At 68.6% G+C, this 14,866-nt stretch carries 17 protein-coding genes; 9 read left to right on the forward strand and 8 right to left on the reverse strand.

Annotation, left to right across the window (positions count from 1 at the left end; all coding sequences use genetic code 11):
* Positions 1-47: 47 nt before the first annotated feature.
* Complete coding sequence (locus PCC79_RS03840) at positions 48-278, forward strand: hypothetical protein (protein WP_232550274.1); 231 nt, start codon at positions 48-50, stop codon at positions 276-278.
* A complete protein-coding gene (locus PCC79_RS03845; protein WP_166233269.1) occupies positions 275-571 on the forward strand; it encodes a hypothetical protein in 297 nt (98 codons plus the stop codon). Before PCC79_RS03840 ends, PCC79_RS03845 begins: the two co-directional genes overlap by 4 nt.
* Before the next feature lie 136 nt (positions 572-707).
* Here PCC79_RS03845 and PCC79_RS03850 read toward each other — a convergent pair whose 3' ends face one another.
* From PCC79_RS03850 to PCC79_RS03860, 3 genes are all read right to left on the reverse strand, one after another.
* Positions 708-1,049 (reverse strand): hypothetical protein, encoded by a 342-nt coding sequence (locus PCC79_RS03850; protein ID WP_342373071.1) that lies wholly within the window; start codon positions 1,047-1,049, stop codon positions 708-710.
* Positions 1,050-1,686: 637 nt separating this feature from the next.
* On the reverse strand, positions 1,687-2,127 hold the full coding sequence (locus PCC79_RS03855; RefSeq protein WP_232550282.1) for a hypothetical protein: 441 nt from the start codon (positions 2,125-2,127) through the stop codon (positions 1,687-1,689).
* A complete protein-coding gene (locus PCC79_RS03860) occupies positions 2,124-2,765 on the reverse strand; it encodes a helix-turn-helix domain-containing protein (protein WP_342373072.1) in 642 nt (213 codons plus the stop codon). The genes PCC79_RS03855 and PCC79_RS03860 overlap by 4 nt, the downstream gene beginning before the upstream one ends.
* A 98-nt stretch (positions 2,766-2,863) precedes the next feature.
* On the opposite strand from PCC79_RS03860, the gene PCC79_RS03865 reads away from it, so the two are divergent.
* Entirely contained in the window at positions 2,864-3,343 is a 480-nt protein-coding gene (locus tag PCC79_RS03865; RefSeq protein WP_342373073.1) for a YfbM family protein, read from the forward strand.
* Between the two features lie 396 nt (positions 3,344-3,739).
* Here PCC79_RS03865 and PCC79_RS03870 read toward each other — a convergent pair whose 3' ends face one another.
* The 3 genes from PCC79_RS03870 to PCC79_RS03880 all read right to left on the reverse strand — a co-directional run bounded on the left by PCC79_RS03870 (position 3,740) and on the right by PCC79_RS03880 (position 6,076).
* Positions 3,740-4,597 carry an RCC1 domain-containing protein gene (locus PCC79_RS03870; RefSeq protein WP_232550286.1) on the reverse strand — a complete coding sequence of 286 codons (858 nt, stop codon included), beginning with the start codon at positions 4,595-4,597 and terminating at the stop codon, positions 3,740-3,742.
* 103 nt (positions 4,598-4,700) lie between these two features.
* The gene (locus tag PCC79_RS03875; protein WP_232550287.1) at positions 4,701-5,462 is read right to left on the reverse strand and encodes a DinB family protein; all 762 of its coding nucleotides are present in this window, start codon (positions 5,460-5,462) and stop codon (positions 4,701-4,703) included.
* A gap of 119 nt (positions 5,463-5,581) precedes the next feature.
* Positions 5,582-6,076 (reverse strand): hypothetical protein, encoded by a 495-nt coding sequence (locus tag PCC79_RS03880; protein WP_342373074.1) that lies wholly within the window; start codon positions 6,074-6,076, stop codon positions 5,582-5,584.
* 173 nt (positions 6,077-6,249) lie between these two features.
* Here PCC79_RS03880 and PCC79_RS03885 point away from each other — a divergent pair, with 173 nt between their 5' ends.
* From PCC79_RS03885 to PCC79_RS03895, 3 genes are all read left to right on the forward strand, one after another.
* A complete protein-coding gene (locus PCC79_RS03885) occupies positions 6,250-7,482 on the forward strand; it encodes an alpha/beta hydrolase family protein (RefSeq protein ID WP_232550218.1) in 1,233 nt (410 codons plus the stop codon).
* Between the two features lie 202 nt (positions 7,483-7,684).
* Entirely contained in the window at positions 7,685-8,125 is a 441-nt protein-coding gene (locus PCC79_RS03890) for a hypothetical protein (protein WP_232550217.1), read from the forward strand.
* 261 nt (positions 8,126-8,386) lie between these two features.
* Positions 8,387-8,731: a hypothetical protein gene (locus PCC79_RS03895; RefSeq protein ID WP_232550216.1), complete on the forward strand. Its 345-nt coding sequence runs from the start codon at positions 8,387-8,389 to the stop codon at positions 8,729-8,731.
* A 282-nt stretch (positions 8,732-9,013) separates the two neighbouring features.
* Here PCC79_RS03895 and PCC79_RS03900 read toward each other — a convergent pair whose 3' ends face one another.
* Together PCC79_RS03900 and PCC79_RS03905 are read right to left on the reverse strand one after the other, a co-directional pair.
* Positions 9,014-9,421, reverse strand: a complete 408-nt coding sequence (locus tag PCC79_RS03900) for a hypothetical protein (protein WP_232550215.1) — start codon at positions 9,419-9,421, stop codon at positions 9,014-9,016.
* A 188-nt stretch (positions 9,422-9,609) separates the two neighbouring features.
* Positions 9,610-10,536 carry a tyrosine-type recombinase/integrase gene (locus tag PCC79_RS03905; protein WP_232550214.1) on the reverse strand — a complete coding sequence of 309 codons (927 nt, stop codon included), beginning with the start codon at positions 10,534-10,536 and terminating at the stop codon, positions 9,610-9,612.
* An 89-nt stretch (positions 10,537-10,625) separates the two neighbouring features.
* Here PCC79_RS03905 and PCC79_RS03910 point away from each other — a divergent pair, with 89 nt between their 5' ends.
* From PCC79_RS03910 to PCC79_RS03920, 3 genes are read left to right on the forward strand one after another with little or no spacing between them, the layout of a single operon-like run.
* Positions 10,626-11,189: a TetR/AcrR family transcriptional regulator gene (locus PCC79_RS03910; protein ID WP_342373075.1), complete on the forward strand. Its 564-nt coding sequence runs from the start codon at positions 10,626-10,628 to the stop codon at positions 11,187-11,189.
* On the forward strand, positions 11,189-12,346 hold the full coding sequence (locus tag PCC79_RS03915; protein WP_342373076.1) for an MFS transporter: 1,158 nt from the start codon (positions 11,189-11,191) through the stop codon (positions 12,344-12,346). The genes PCC79_RS03910 and PCC79_RS03915 overlap by 1 nt, the downstream gene beginning before the upstream one ends.
* Positions 12,343-14,679: a PEP/pyruvate-binding domain-containing protein gene (locus PCC79_RS03920; protein ID WP_342373077.1), complete on the forward strand. Its 2,337-nt coding sequence runs from the start codon at positions 12,343-12,345 to the stop codon at positions 14,677-14,679. Before PCC79_RS03915 ends, PCC79_RS03920 begins: the two co-directional genes overlap by 4 nt.
* The last annotated feature ends 187 nt before the right edge of the window (positions 14,680-14,866 follow it).

Here is a 14,866-nt window from a genome sequence, read left to right on the forward strand (position 1 = left end):
GCCCGCGACAATCGAGACGACCAAACAGGCGAGGAAAGGCGGACGTGGTGAGCCAGGACTTCGAGTACGTGACCATCGGCCCCAGTGACGAGTTCAGCGTCGGGACGTCTCCCGATGGGGAGCCCGGCATCCTGATCGAGCAGACGGCGTTCGAGGAACCGGATCGGTGGCTGTGCTTCGGTGAGGGGTTCGATGACGTGCGGCGGATGCGCGAACTGGCCGCTGCCCTGCACGACCTGGCCGCCCGCGCCGAGCGGGGGGAGTGGCGGACGGCATGAGCGCCGAGAACGAACCCGCGGCCGACCCGGGCCAGTTCCTGCGCGAGGTCGCCAACGCCGATGAGGGCTGGTCGGAACGTTACGGCGGTCCGGAAGGGATCGCCCGCTGGACCCTGAACCTGCAGGACGCCCTCAAGGAACAGGCCAGCGACCTGGCAGCGGTCCGAACCGCCGCCATCCGGGAGATGCTGACCACCCGCTCCCTGGCCGACATCGCCCAAGCCCTCGGCGTCAGCAAGCAAGCCGTGTCCAAGGCCGCCAACAGCCCCACCTGGACCGACCCCCGTTGGTGACGTGGCTGGCCACTACGAGGCCAGCAACCAAGGCGGACGCCCCCCCGGGGGCGTCCGCCGGCGGGCTAGCCTTGAGGTGAGGGGCCGGTGGCCGGTGTCTCCCGGGGGTGGGTTAAGACAGGCCGCCGGCTCCCCCTCATGCGCGTAGCCGTTTGCGTCTCCGGGCCACCGAAGCAGCTGTTCGACCCAACAGCTGGGCCACCTGTCGAGCAGTCAGGTCGGGACGCAACACCACCGCATCCTCTTCCGGGGTGAAGGTTCCCGATCGGGTCGCAGCCACACGATCCGCTGCCGCGACAGCTCGAGCAGCAGCGTTGATCTTGTCCCGCTGCGTGTGGCTGTAGATCACCGCACGACGCTTGTTCCGGTCCCGGTTCTCCTCCGCATACACACGGTCCCGAGCCACCGCAGCAGGGTTCCGTCGACGCCACCGCTTCATCACCACCGCACGCACCGACCGGCCCACCAGCTCGGCCACCTCAACATCACTCGCAGGGCCGTCCAAGAGGGCAAGCTCGTCCGGAGTCCACCTCTGGCGACTCACAGCAACACCCGCCGGACGAACAGACGCACTGCACAGCGGACCACGATCGGCTCCTCGGAATTGGGGGCGTCAGCCAGAAGAGACACCAACAGGGTAGGCCCATCAACGCAAACGCCGCGCGAGACTGGGTGCGAGCCAACACTGACCGTCAGTCGCTCATCGCGGCATGACGCGCGTTTGCCAGCGCTCTGTCCGGGCATGAAGCGACTCTCCCGGCCTTGTGGCCGGGAGAGTCTGCTGCTGGCGGGTTGGTGCTATCGCTGGGGGGCGGGGGTGGGGGTCTGTGGGGGGACCGGGACGGGGTCGGGGCCGGCCGCGATCGAACTCGCCCAGGCCGTCAAGCACCGCCGGAGCGGTTCGAAGACTTCGTGCAGGATGTCAGCAGGATGCCGGCGAGCAGGGGCAGGCGGTCGCGTCGGGTCACGCCGACACGCTACCCGGACGTCGGCGGTCCACCGGTCCCATCAGGCGGGTGAGGGTATTCCACTTCTCGGTTGGCCTCCCGGCTCTCGCTCCGCTCAACACTCGTGCCCGGGCCTCGCCGAGAAGAGGATTACCCTCACTCAAGCGGTCACCCCTGGGCGGGGGTGCTGACAGTGAGCGACGAATCCTGCGGCCCACTCGCCGACAGCGGCCGCAGCACGCCCAGCAGCACCAGAACCAGGACCATCTGCAGCACCCCTGCCCCGCCCCACAGGGCGTGCGCCCAGGCGAACGCGTTGAGCACGAGGCATTCGCCGCCGATCCAGCCGACCATGACGAAACCGGCCAGCGCGTGCGCGAGCGCCAGCCATTGCGGCCGGCGCAGATGCACGTACACCGCCGCCCACTGCCACCCGCCGACCACCACCCCGAGCAGCACCGCCGCGAGCACGTACTGCCCGGCGAACGGCGTCGGGTCGAGCGCCGGGGCGTACATCTCCGACCCGAACACCAGCGTGAAGAACCCAATCAGCGTCGACACGATCTGGAAGATGGCGACGCCCAACAGCGTGCCCTTGACGGCCTTCATGATTCTTCCCCCTGCGTCGCTGCGTCAGTCACGTGCGTGGCCCTGAAATGTTCAAGGTGGATGCCCAATAGTCGCCTCGCCTCAGCTTCCGCCCGCTGCTCCCCAGCCAAGGTAAGGATCGCCAGCACGGGCCCCCAGAACGCCAGTGCGGTGGCTTCGGGATTGGCCGGCCGGAAGGCACCCGCATCGATGAGCCGGGCAAAGATTTGCGATTGGAACGCGAGCGGCTGGGTGACGACCAGCTGGCGCAGGAGGGTCCCGGCCGCAGGCGTGCGGTACTGCTCCAGCGTCAGCAGCCGGCGCAGCGCCACGAACTCCTCGTCGTGCAGCCACATCTGCAGGAACCCCTCGGCCACCGCGGTCAGGTGGCCCAGGTCGATGGTCGCGTAGGTGGACGCCGCGGCGTCTGGGTCGTCGACGCTGACGCCAAGGGCTTGGGCGGTGGCGGCGACGCGCTCCTCGGCGCGTTCCAAGACCCCCTCGAGCAAGGCCTGCTTGCTGCGGAAGTGCTTGTAGACCGAACTTTCCTTGATGCCGACGTCTGCGGCGAGGTCCCTGATCGAGGTGCCCGCGTAGCCGTGCTCGGCGAGGCGGATCTGCGCGGCGTCGAGGAGTCCTGAACGGGTGTCGCGTCGCATGGCGCCTCCGGCTTGGCTAACGGTCGTTAGCCTATCGGATGTTGACGGGTTTCACGCAACCCGTGCGGCATCGGTCGAACTGCCAGAAGGATGGACCCATGGGAATGGGATGGGTCGGCTACCGCCGCGACCAGGAATTCGTCCAAGCAGCGCTGCGCGACCCCGACGTGCTCATGGACCTGCTCGACGACGAGGACGAGGACAACTCCACCGACCTCGACAAGGCGTGGCACGGCATCCACTGGCTGCTGACCGGCAGCGCCGAACCGGACGCCGGCGTCGGCTCGCAGGTCATCTTCGGCGGCGAGCCCCTCGGCGAGGAGGTGGGCTACAGCCCGTTCCACCTGATCCTGCCCGCCGACGTCGCGCGCGTGGCCGCGTTCCTCGAGGGGGTGGACGCCGACACCTTGCGTTCCCGCATGGACCCGGCCGCCATGTCGGCTGCCGACCTGTACCCGGACATCTGGGACCAGGAGTACCTACTCGACCAGTACGTGCTGCCGTACTACGAAGACCTGCGCGCGTTCTACCGTGCTGCAGCTGCTGCCGGTCAGGGCGTGTTCCACGCAATCGTGTGACAGGGAACCGGCGGTCGCCGCGTGCGTCGTGGCGCCGGACCGGCACGATTCCCAACGATCCCGTCTCGGTCAGAGCACCAGCACTCACCAGCGAGAGCCTCAATGACTGCGGTAGTTGCCCCTCCAATAGCCGTTGCCCGTCTTGGTGAGGACAATCTGGTCCAGTTCCTCAGGTGAGGGCTTGCGATCGATCATGTCCTCGATCTTCTTACGCGTGAGCTTCGCGGCTCTTTGCTGATGGATTCCCCAGTACTGCACCTCGCGGACAGTTCCGTAGGGGTCACTTGCGTGGTGAGGGTCAACCGCTTGGCTATGTCAACCCCACTTGGCCCCGGAATGACGGCCAGAAATGGACCCACCTTGCGCGAGACCAGCGACAGATGATCGCGTTGGGGATCAGGCCAGGTCAGCCCATCCGTGAACGTCACACTGGCCATGATCGTTGGCGCCGGTAGCCAGGACAGTGCCGTCCGCACGAAGGCCGAGCGTGTGCTGAGCGCCTGCGGCGACTGCGACGATGTCGCGCCATTCCTGGGTGTTGCACTGACCGTAGGCGTTGGACCCCGCGGCCGCGACCGTCCCTGTCCGGGCGAGGCCCACACTGTGGTGGCTGCCTGCTGCCACCTGGGCGATGGAATCCCATGCCGTGACTTCGCGAACACCACTGGCCTTGGCTCCCGCTGCAATCACTCGGCCATCGGCGGTGAGACCGAGGGAGTGCTGGTAGCCGGCCGCCACCTGCACGACGTCCTGCCAGGCGTGGACGTTGAGCTGCCCGGCGCGGTTGTTGCCTGCAGCCAGGACGCGGCCGGCGGCCTGGAGGCCGAGGCTGTGCCAGTCACCGCAGGCAACCGACCTCACCTGCTCCCACTCATCGACGGCGATCTGGCCCTCTGCGGCGCGGCCGGTGGCGACCACGTGACCGTCTGCGGTGACACCGAGGGAGAAGCGCCACCCGGCAGCGATGGCGCGGACGTTCGCCCAGTCGCCGACGTTGCACTGGCCGTGGGTGTTCCATCCTGTGGCGAGCACAGTGCCATCAGCTCGCAGGCCGAGGGTGTGTGATTTGCCGGTGTTGCTGAAGGCGTGGACGTTGCCGACGGCGACGGCCACCACATCCGACCAGCCGGCAACCGAGCATTCGCCGGCTGCACCGTTTCCCGCGGTCAGGACCGTGCCGTCGATGTTTCGGCCGATCGAGTGTCGGCACCCCGCAGCGATCGGCCCTCTGCCGTCGGGAAATGGCGTCAGCATGTCCCCAGTCTGTCGTTCATCGTGAGTCACGGCACGCGGCTAGATCCGGATGGCCGCAGGGCACGCTATCTGCGGCAACCAGGTCATCCGGGATGGCGCGGCCCTACTCGTCCGCCGATCTTGCCGTGGAGATCACGTCCAGGTCGCGCGCGGCATAGCGGTGATGCTCCCACTCCTCCTCCAGGATGGTCCGAAGACATGAGAGGACCGTCTCTTCGTAGTCTGGTGCGTGGGGATTCTTCCGAGGCTGAGCCAGGACCTCCGGAGTGGCAGCGGCGAGGAACTCGCGGACCATCATCTGCCGGTCGCCGCGGGCCTCCATGACCTCCGCCAACGAGGGCGCCTGAGCGGAGAATACGTCGCCGTCGTAGGCGTCGCTGTCGTTGTCGTCGTTGGGCAGGCCCGCCGGGTGGTACGGCTGCGCTTGCCCGAGGATGGCCCTGCCGAGCCAGGTGTCGGTTGCCATCACGAGGTGGCGAAGCGTCTGGGCCAACGACCACTCGCCGTCGATGGAGACGTCGATGGTGCCGGCAGGCATCGCCGTGGCGCGGACGAGGGTCACCGCCCAGGTCCGTTCGAGTGCTGCCCACGCGGCGCGCAGGCCTTCGGGGTCCTCGGCCGTGCGCAGCTCCCGCCCTGGGAAGCGCCGGTTCAGCTCGGCGTCGACCAAGGGCACAACGTTGACACCGTTAACCAGGAGGTTGCTGTCGCCCTCCAGCAGCCAGGGGGAGTCGATCTCCATTCCGGCGACATCGCTTCCACGGACGACGACGTCTCCCAGGTCGCAGCCCACGAATCGCGATCCCCGCAGACTCCTGCTCTCAAAGATCCTGTCCCGTAGGACCTCCTGTTCGCTGGCGCTCATGGGACAAATCTGCCACAGGGCGCCGTCGGAACAACGCGGACCGCATCATGTATGTCGGCGAGCGTAGGCCGTCCTCCACGCGGCAGAAGCGGACGTTCTCACCCCGCCCTTCTGGGTTCCTACTGACGGCTCGAGCGGTTCCACACCACGTGCCCAACGAGGGCAAGGACAGCGAGGCCGCTCGTCACGTACAACGGGGCAGACCACGGTGAATGATCACCCCCGCTAACGAAGAACGTGTCGGCCAAGGCCATGCCCGGACCGAAGTTCGCCCAGAAATAGGCTGGGGCTCCCAAAGCCAGCAGAACCAGGAACGGGACCCCCACCACACTGGCCCGCCCCTCGGGCCGCCTCCAGGCGCCGACTAGCAGCGCGATCGCCAGCAGGGGCCCGACCGCCAGGAAGGCAATGACCATCCCGGCAGCCATGGATTCGCCAGTCGCGGCCACGTCCGCGTATATCTGGTCGAGACCGACGCCGGGGACTGCAGCCTGCGGATTCCACACGAGGATCTGGACCGCGGCGAGCAGCGCGTAAGCAACCACCGCCCCCGTTCCGATGAGCGCGACGGCCCTCGCGCTCAGGCGCCGCGTGGAGTTCATTGCTGGGGTCATGCCTTGCTCTTTCCCGGGACATCGGTTCGCCGTCCGGCGCTGTCGTCGACTGTATGCGCCGGCCTGGCCACGGTCCGACCCGCAAGCACCAGCCGCGGCAATTCCGGATGTCCGCAGCAGCGCGGGGATGGTCCGGTTCTGGCGCGCTACGGGTTGCCCGGCATGATGGGGTCATGCCCCGAGCGCGTGTGATGGTGACGGCCGCCGGCATGCTGGGTGTCGTCCTCGTCGTAGCGGCCGGTTGGGCGTGGCCGTGGCCCCGATTCGCCGCCACGACCGGGCCACACCCGATCGGCACTACGACGTTGGCCTGGACCGATACCTCCCGGCCGGAGATCACCAGCCGGGACGCCGCCCGCCGCCGTACCCTGGTCGCTCAGGCTTGGTATCCCGCCGCGCCGGGGGCGTCTGGACCGCGGGCACGCTACCTCGCCGACACCGCCTTCACCGATGCCATCGCCCGCCTGTTCGGGGTGCCGAGCTGGCTACTGGCCGGGGTGTCAGCTGCAGTGACGCCCACCCTGCTTGAGGCTGCCCCGGCAGAGGGACGGCACCCGGTCATCATCGCGTGCACCGGGCTGTCGGGCTCCCGGTCGTTGAGCACGTTCCAGGCCCTGGAACTCGCCTCCCACGGCTACATCGTGGTGGCCCTCGACCAGCCCGGCGCCTCCGCCGCGGTCACCCTGCCCGACGGCTACGTGGCACCCGTGCTGGGGCTGAAACCAGTCTTCGACCCGCTGCTTTACCAGGGCATCGAACCCACCACGCCAGCACCCGAGGTGAACGGCCACCCTCTGCCCACCGGGATCGCCACCTACCTGGCCGCCGACGTGTCCTCCGCGCTCGACCACCTCACAGACCTCGCGAAAGCTCCCAACGGGCTCGGCCCGCACCTCGACCTGGACCGCATCGGCGCCACCGGGGTCTCGCTCGGCGGGACAACGGTCGCGGAGGCGTCCGCCCGCGACCACCGCATCCGCGCGACCCTCATCCTAGAGGCCCCCCTCACCCAGGCCGCCACCGAGCGGGGGATCCCGCAGCCCGTGATGGTCATCACCCGTGGTGCGGACGCCATGCGCCGCGAACGCGACGCTGCCGGCGGCTGGACCGAGCACGAGATCCACGTCCACCAGCAGACCCAGCGGGCCGTCATCGACAAGGCGCCCGGCGAGGGCTGGTTCGTCCGCATCGACGGGCTCTCCCACATCGACTTCACCGACCTGCCCGCGTGGACGCCCCTGCTCCGACTGACAGGCTGGTCCGGGCCTCTCGACGGCCGCCGAGGCCACCAGATCATCAACGGCCTGGGCCTTACCTTCTTCGACCACACATTGCGTGGCGCCGCCACCACCCCCGACACCGAGGCCCGCCCCAGGCCGGAGGCCATCGTCGAACCGCACCGCTGACCACGACTGACAGGGTGAGGGAGGCCGCCGATGAACGAAGGCCCGACACCGGATCACCCAAACCGTGCAGCAAGGCCCGATGTCCGGCCAGACCAAACCACGGCAGGGCTGTCCCGGTGGGCAAGGGCTCACCAGCGGTGACGTCTTCGCACGGGGCCAACTAGGTAGCGATGGCGATAGCGGTGGCGGCAGGATGGCGCGCGTGGTCGAGGTGAACTGGAAGGGGATCGCCCGGACGGCGAAGGCGCTGGGCGGCGAGGGCACGAACTACCTGCTCCTCAAGACGAAGCAGCAGGTCGACGAGGGCACCCTGGACGCCGCCCTGCCTGCTGTCGAGGAGGGCCCGGACAACGGGGGCTGGTTCCTCGGCCCGCAGGGCTGGATGCTGCTCATCGAGGGCCCGGACGAGCAGGTCAACCCATGGATCGTGCAGCTCGCCGACCGTCTGACCGCCGCCGGGATCGAGGGGACCTTGACCGGGGCCGGGGTCGCGGCACCACCGATGTGGTGCCGCGGAGACTGGGACTCGCGCGGGCTACACGCCAACCTCGCGCTCCAGCCGCGGGCCGACGCCCGCGCTCTCGACGTGGGGCTGGGCTGGCTGACCGGTCATGGTGGCAAGGTCTTGGTCAGCACCGGCTGAGGGTATGCCAACTTCTGGGTCGCCGCCGAGGCAGCCCGCGGCATCCTGATCGAGGACGCCGAGCGCCGCGGATCCGGGTTCTCGACCAACTACAACCAGGCGAGGCTGGAGGTCAGCCACCTGATCGTCAATGACTGGGGCCTCGAACTCATCCGCGCGGCGGCCGACTGGCGGTGGCGCGACATCGTCGCCGACTTCCGGGAAGCCCTGGTCTCGGCCCCCCTCGACCGCGTTTCCTACGCGTCGGTCTCGCATCAGGGGATGGGCACGCTGCTCAACGCCGACATACCGGGCATTGAGTCGGATGCCCGGTTCGCCTACCGGAGCTATCCGGAGCGGTGGGACGAGGTCGTCCTCCAGCCGTGCGGCATCCAGATCCTGACCGACCGCCACCTCGAGGCTGCCAACGACCTGTCCGGGTGGCGGACCACCCGGCTCGACGACAGCCACGTCCTGGTCGAGGCCCGCGACCTCGAACCCTGGTACGCCACCAGACGGCGACCCCACGAGCAACTCGACCCCCAGCTCATGGCCCTAGCCCGCCACGACTTCGGCGCCATGATCCTCACTCTTGAGCGGGCCAAAGCACTGGGCTTGACGGCTTGAGGACCGACTGCCCCCTGGTCAGCGATGGCGAAGACCGGCTGCGCGCTTGCATCCCACACGATTCGGTGCGTCCGGTTTCGGACGGGGTGCCTCTCGAGTCGGTGCGCGCAGAGTGACGCTCCTGCCGGCACACGAGTGCTGGTGGGCCGGAATGGTTCGTCCTGGTCATCCCTTTCCGCCATCCGCAGTAGTGGGCGGGACCGCTCCACACGAACACGGGCCGGACCCTGAGGGCCAGGCGGAGCCGACTCGGACCAAACCGCCCCCCTTATCGGCGTTTGGCTAGTCCCCTCCCAAGGACAGCCGTGCAAACCCCACGGCGAGCGCTGCGGCGGTCGGTGCCATGGCTGCGCGCTCGAAGCCGGTACCGAGGAGCTGCACCGGGATGCTGAGAGCGGACGCAGCGGCAAGCACGCCCATGGCCACGCGCTCGGCGCGTGGTGTCCGGCCGGTCCGCGTCGCGTTGCGCGCGACGAGCATCACAACCGGGACTTGGGTGATGAGACTGGCCGTGGCGATCTCCCGACCTCGGCGAGGGTCCTTCACCCGGCCACCAGTGACGTCGGTGTGAGACAGTGCCCCGATGAGCACCGCCAGGTGAGTCGCGACGGTCACCCCCACGCCCGTCGAGGCCAGAACGAGGCCGACATGAAGAGGGACCAAAGAGCGGAACTTGTCAATGACGGTCATGTCGAATCCTCTGATTCTCGCGGTCGCCTCTGGGATCGTGCCTGTTCACCATAGTTCGGCAAGGCGTCGCGCCTTGCCTGACGACAGGCTGCCATCGCACACCGCTGATGAGCGTGCGTGCGCCACGGGTACCGGAAAGCCACAGGCTACCCTCGCGCACAGTGCGGCAAAGTAGTGCGTCTGTCGGCTCACGTTCCTGACGCCATGTAGGCGGCGAGGATGTAGTTGGGGTGCCGGTCGAGGTTGTTGCGGGCGCGGTCGTAGCGCATGGTCGTGCGTGGGTCTGCGTGGCGGGCGGCGATCTGCACGTCGCGGAGGTCGACGCCGGCGTCGAGCATGGTGGTGACGAAGGTGTGGCGCAGCATGTGCGGGTGCATCCGCGCCGTCGTCACACCCGCCGCTTTCGCAAGAGCGCGGAGGCGTCGGGTGGCGGAGTGACGGTCCATCCGGGTTCCGCGTGTGCACCGCAGGATCGGTCCGGTGGTGCGGCCGTCGACGGCGCGCTCGACAGCTCGCTGCACGGCGGGCGGTAGCGGAGTCTGGACGACCTTGCCGCCCTTGCCCCGCACCCGAAGGACGCGGTGGCCGTGCTCTTCGCCAAGGTCTTCGATGTTCGCTCCGCAGGTCTCGAAGATCCTCAGGCCGAGGAGCCCAAGCATGGCGACCAGGGCGAAGTCGTTGACGTTGCCGGAGTTCTTGCCCGCGGTGAGCATGGCCTCGAATTGCAGGTGGGACAGGCCCAGGGTGGGGGATTCGGGTGGCACGTTCGGCCGCCTGACGTGCTCCGCAGGCGACGCGGGAATGATGCCGTCGATGGCACAGGTGCGGTAGAAGCCGATCACCACAGACAGCCGGCGGGAGATCGTTGAGGCCTTGAAGCCGCGGATCTCTTGCATCCAGCGAACACAGAGCTCGATGTGCGCCCGCTCGGCCCTCAACGGGTCGAGGCGGTGTTCCGCGCACCAGCGCAGGTAGATCCGCAGGTCGGACTCGGTGTGCGACCGGGTGAGGCCCTTGTATCGGGCCAAGTGCGCGGCGACGGCCCGCACGAGTGGATCCGTGGCGACGTCGAACAGGATGGGGTGAAGCAACGGCGGGGGGCTGTGGCCGGACATGACACCTCCATGACTCGAGAACCCGACGGGGCAAATATGACCGCGGTCATGTTTCTTGTTACTCTAAGTTCATGAGTGCGAGTGAGCGCGTGACGCGCCGTAAGGAGACGACCCGGCAGCGGATCGTTGAAGCTGCGCTGGATCTGTTCTTGGCGCAGGGGTTCGAGCAAACGTCGGTGGCGCAGATCTCAGAAGCCGCAGATATCGGCAAGGGGACATTCTTCACATACTTCGCGACCAAGCAGGATGTGTTGTCCTTTCTTGGCGAGCAGGTCATGGCTGCCATGACGCTTGCGGACGCCCCGGGGGCTGGTGCGGCGGTGAGGCTGCAGCGGGTCTTCGGCGCTGCGGGTGACTGGTTCGTGGAGCACGAGGCGTCGGCGCGGCAGATGTGCATTGCCCGGATGTCGTCGTTGGGTCAGCGAGATGTGGCGTCGTCGCGGGGGCCGTTGTTCTCCCTGCTGGGGTCTGTCGTTGACGAGGGGATCGCGTCGGGTGAGTTCCGTTCGGTGGATCGCGACGCTGCGGTGACGATGATCGCATCGGCGTACTTCGCGCCCGTGGCGCAGTGGACGTGGGAAATGGAGGGCCCTGCCCTACCCCAGCGGTTGTCGGCCCAGCTGGACCTGGTGCTGGCGGCGCTGGTGTCCTGATGACTGTTTCGGCATCCCGGCGTGTGGTGGTGGCGTTGTGCGCGGCGACGGTGGGCATGTGCGCCTCGACGCTGCAGCAGACACTGCTGGCGACCGCGACCCCGACGATCATCGGCGAGCTGGGGCACCGCGACGCCTACGCATGGGTGTCGGGCATCTACCTGCTCGCCTCGACGCTGGTCCTGCCGTGGGCGGGTGTCGTCACCGATCGCGTCGGAGCTCGCCCGATGTACCTGGCCGGGATGGGCGTGTTCGGCCTGGCCACCGTCGGGGTGTGTCTCTCACACAGCATGGGCATGCTGTTGGTCTTCCGTCTGGTGCAGGGCGTGGGGGCCGGGTTGCTGGTCCCTGCAGCCTTGGCCGTGGTGGGGCTGCTCGACGATGATCGTGCACGGGGCCACGCCTTTGGCCTGATGGGCTTGGCGCAGGTGCTGGCGAATGTGGTCGGTCCGTTGTGGGGTGGCTGGGCCACCGAGTTCATCGGGTGGCGTTGGGGCATGGCCGCCACGGTCCCGTTTGTCGTCGCTGGGTGGGCTCTGGCGTCGATGTCGATGCCGACCGCGGCCCAGCCGGCGGGCTGGTGGCGGGTGCGGCACGGTGACATGGCGCTGCGGTCGGCCGGGTCCTCCCTGGCGGGGATCCTTGCCATGGCGTTCCTTCTGGGCGGGGTGATGGTGTCGGTGGTCACGTTCCTGCCCTGGGCGTTGCAGGCGGTGCACCATCTGGACGCATCGGCGATCGGCCGGCGGTTGCTGCCGATGCTGTTGGCTTCCGCGGTCGGCAGCGTGCTCGGTGGAACCCTCGCGTCACACCGTCGAGCCGTGACGGGATGCTGGCTCCTGCTGCTCGCCGCCTGCGCCGTGGCGGCCCCCGGCAATGTCACGGCCTTGACGCTCGGCGCAGCCGGCGTCGGGCTGGGCTGCGGTGCGGCCCTGCCGGCGCTCCTCACCCGAACCCAGACAGCCGCCAGTGCCGGGCAGGTTGCTGGCGCCTCATCCCTGGTCCAACTGGCCCGCCATGCCGGCGCGGCCCTGTTCCTACCCATCCTCGGCCTCTGGCCGGCCCACACACTTGCACCCGTCGCCAGCGCGGGCCTTCTCATCTCGCTCTCCGCGGCTGCCGTCGGTGGCCTCGTCATCTCCTGGAGGACCTCATGACCATCCCGTTCATCGACGCGACCCTGGCCACCGGCGGTGGCAAGGCCGCCAACCTCGGCGAGCTGCAACGCGCTGGATTCCCCGTCCCCGACGGATTCATCATCACCGCCGACACCTACCGCAACGCAGTCGCCGACCTGGACCTCGACGTGCTGCTCGCGCAGGGTCCGGACGCTGTCCGAGCGGCGGTGGAGGCCCAGCCCGTCCCCGCCCACGTCGCCCAAGAGATCACCAACCGACTGGCCACGTGGGGCGAGGGAACAGCAGTGGCCGTACGGTCCTCCGCCACAGCCGAGGACCTGCCCGACGCGTCCTTCGCCGGGCAGCAGGACACCTTCCTCGGCGTCGTCGGTGCTGAAGCCATCCTGGATGCCGTGCGCCGCTGCTGGGGCTCGCTGTGGACCACCCGCGCCGTCGACTACCGCCAACACAACGCCTTCGACCACCACACCGTCGCCCTCGCCGTCGTCATCCAGCGACTCGTCGACGCCGACACCTCTGGCGTCCTGTTCACCCGTGACCCGATCACAGGCAGCGAGGAGACACTCATCGACGCCTCCTGGGGGCTCGGGGAGAGCATCGTCTCCGGCGCCGTCACCCCCGACCAGTACCGCGCCACCACCGCCACGGTCCTCGAACGCCACCTCGGCGCCAAGCAGACCCGCATCGACCGCCACGGTGCCACCACCCGCACCACCAACGTCGCACCCGCCGACCAAACCCGGCTCTGCCTGACCGACACCCAGGTGCTCGAGCTCGCCCGCCTTGGGCAGGCCGTGCAGAACCACTACGGCATCGACATGGACCTCGAATGGGCCTACACGGGCAGCACCTTGTGGCTCCTCCAAGCTCGCCCCATCACCACCACTGCATCTGCGCCTGCCGAGACCCGGCAACCCCCGACGACCACCGTGTCCGGGCGCCGGATCGGGAAGGCGTCCCGCACCTTCCACACCGACCTCGTCGAGCACTACCCGGGCCCCTACCCGCTCGACCTCGCCGCGATCATCCCCATGCACCGCCAACTCCAAGCCGGGATGAGCAGCATCGGCATCACCTCCACCCCCATCGACCAGCTCATCGCCATGGAACCCGACGGGACGCTCACTGCCGCGTACCCAGACGTCCACCTCAGCTGGCGCCTGGCCCGGCTCCTCCGCTACCAAGCCCCCGACCCGGCCGGATGGCCCTCCGTGGAAGCCACCTATCGCAGGCAACTGGCTGCCGTCCTGCCCGCGGAACTCACCGCCGTTCCCAACCAGCACCTGCTGACGCTGCTCGACCAGGTGCTGGCGCTCGTGAGCGACATCGCCCGCGCGAGGTTCCTCGACTACGTCGGCCCCGCCCAACTCACCGCCCTGCGGCTGGGCCGCTACCTGGCCCTGGCCAGGCGGCGGGACCTCGACGCCTACGACCTACTCGGCGACCTCGAGTACACCACCGTGACGATCGACAAGGACCTCCACCGCCTCGCGGCCCTTGATCCCGAAAGCCCCGCCTACCGCGACGCCTACCAGCAATTTCTCGACCAGCACGGCGCCCGCACCACCCAGCTGTACCTTCCCTTCTCCCACCGCTCGTGGCGCGAGGACCACACCAGCCTCGACGCAACGCTCGCCGCCGTACGCCGCGCCCCACAGCGACCCAACGACACCGCCTCCCACCAGGATCTGGTCGACGAGATCACCCGAAGGCTCCCCAGCCCGGCCCGCCGCGGATTCGTCCGCACCCTGTGCGCCTGGCGGGACGGACACGTCGCCCGGGAGGCATCGGTCTACCTCATCGAGGACGCCTACGTGATCGCACGCCGAGTCACCAACGAGATCGCCGCCCGGCTCCACCATCGACAAGCCCTCGACACGCCAGAGCACCTCAAGTACCTCACCCTGCCGGAGATCGCGACGGCGCTCACCGAACCTGCATCGACTCAGGAAACACGCGCGACCGCCAGCCAGCGTGAGGCTGACCGACCGCACGCGGCTGCAGCTTGGTGGGCGCGGGCCGACCAGCCCGCGGACACCAGACTCGCCGGGGCCGCCGGCAGCCCGGGCCAGGCCACCGGCCCAGTACGAGTCATCACCGGGCCTCAGGACTTCGACCAGCTCCAGCCCGGCGACATCCTCGTGTGCCACCACACCGACCCGTCATGGACACCCCTGTTCGGCCTCGCCGCCGCCATCGTCGCCGACACCGGAGGGCGTCTCTCCCACGCCGCCATCGTCGCCCGCGAATACGGCCTCCCCGCAGTCATGGGCGCCGCAGGAGCCACAACCACCCTGACCAACGGCCAAATCATCACGATCAACGGCACCACCGGCACCATCACCATCTGACATCTGCAGCATGCGAGGCTCGCGGCAGAGTCGAACGCCAGCCGGAGGCTACGTCCTCAGCGCGGCAGAACAGGGCGTTCTGTCGGCCAGGACTGAGAGCCGGCACGAAGTCATGGCGCAGCCAAGATTGCCAACCCGGGCAGGGTGCGCGGCATTACAACCGTCTCCAGGAGCCCGTCCTGTGCGC

Source organism: Propioniciclava soli (assembly GCF_038502305.1).
GTDB classification, from domain to species: domain Bacteria; phylum Actinomycetota; class Actinomycetes; order Propionibacteriales; family Propionibacteriaceae; genus Propioniciclava; species Propioniciclava soli.

Coding starts and splice junctions, on each gene's coding strand:
- PCC79_RS03845 (WP_166233269.1), top strand. CDS start 275: ATGAGCGCCGAGAACGAACCCGCGGCCGACCCGGGCCAGTTCCTGCGC.
- PCC79_RS03855 (WP_232550282.1), bottom strand. CDS start 2,127: ATGAAGGCCGTCAAGGGCACGCTGTTGGGCGTCGCCATCTTCCAGATC.
- PCC79_RS03860 (WP_342373072.1), bottom strand. CDS start 2,765: ATGCGACGCGACACCCGTTCAGGACTCCTCGACGCCGCGCAGATCCGC.
- PCC79_RS03865 (WP_342373073.1), top strand. CDS start 2,864: ATGGGAATGGGATGGGTCGGCTACCGCCGCGACCAGGAATTCGTCCAA.
- PCC79_RS03870 (WP_232550286.1), bottom strand. CDS start 4,597: ATGCTGACGCCATTTCCCGACGGCAGAGGGCCGATCGCTGCGGGGTGC.
- PCC79_RS03875 (WP_232550287.1), bottom strand. CDS start 5,462: ATGAGCGCCAGCGAACAGGAGGTCCTACGGGACAGGATCTTTGAGAGC.
- PCC79_RS03880 (WP_342373074.1), bottom strand. CDS start 6,076: ATGACCCCAGCAATGAACTCCACGCGGCGCCTGAGCGCGAGGGCCGTC.
- PCC79_RS03885 (WP_232550218.1), top strand. CDS start 6,250: ATGCCCCGAGCGCGTGTGATGGTGACGGCCGCCGGCATGCTGGGTGTC.
- PCC79_RS03895 (WP_232550216.1), top strand. CDS start 8,387: ATGGGCACGCTGCTCAACGCCGACATACCGGGCATTGAGTCGGATGCC.
- PCC79_RS03900 (WP_232550215.1), bottom strand. CDS start 9,421: ATGACCGTCATTGACAAGTTCCGCTCTTTGGTCCCTCTTCATGTCGGC.
- PCC79_RS03905 (WP_232550214.1), bottom strand. CDS start 10,536: ATGTCCGGCCACAGCCCCCCGCCGTTGCTTCACCCCATCCTGTTCGAC.
- PCC79_RS03915 (WP_342373076.1), top strand. CDS start 11,189: ATGACTGTTTCGGCATCCCGGCGTGTGGTGGTGGCGTTGTGCGCGGCG.
- PCC79_RS03920 (WP_342373077.1), top strand. CDS start 12,343: ATGACCATCCCGTTCATCGACGCGACCCTGGCCACCGGCGGTGGCAAG.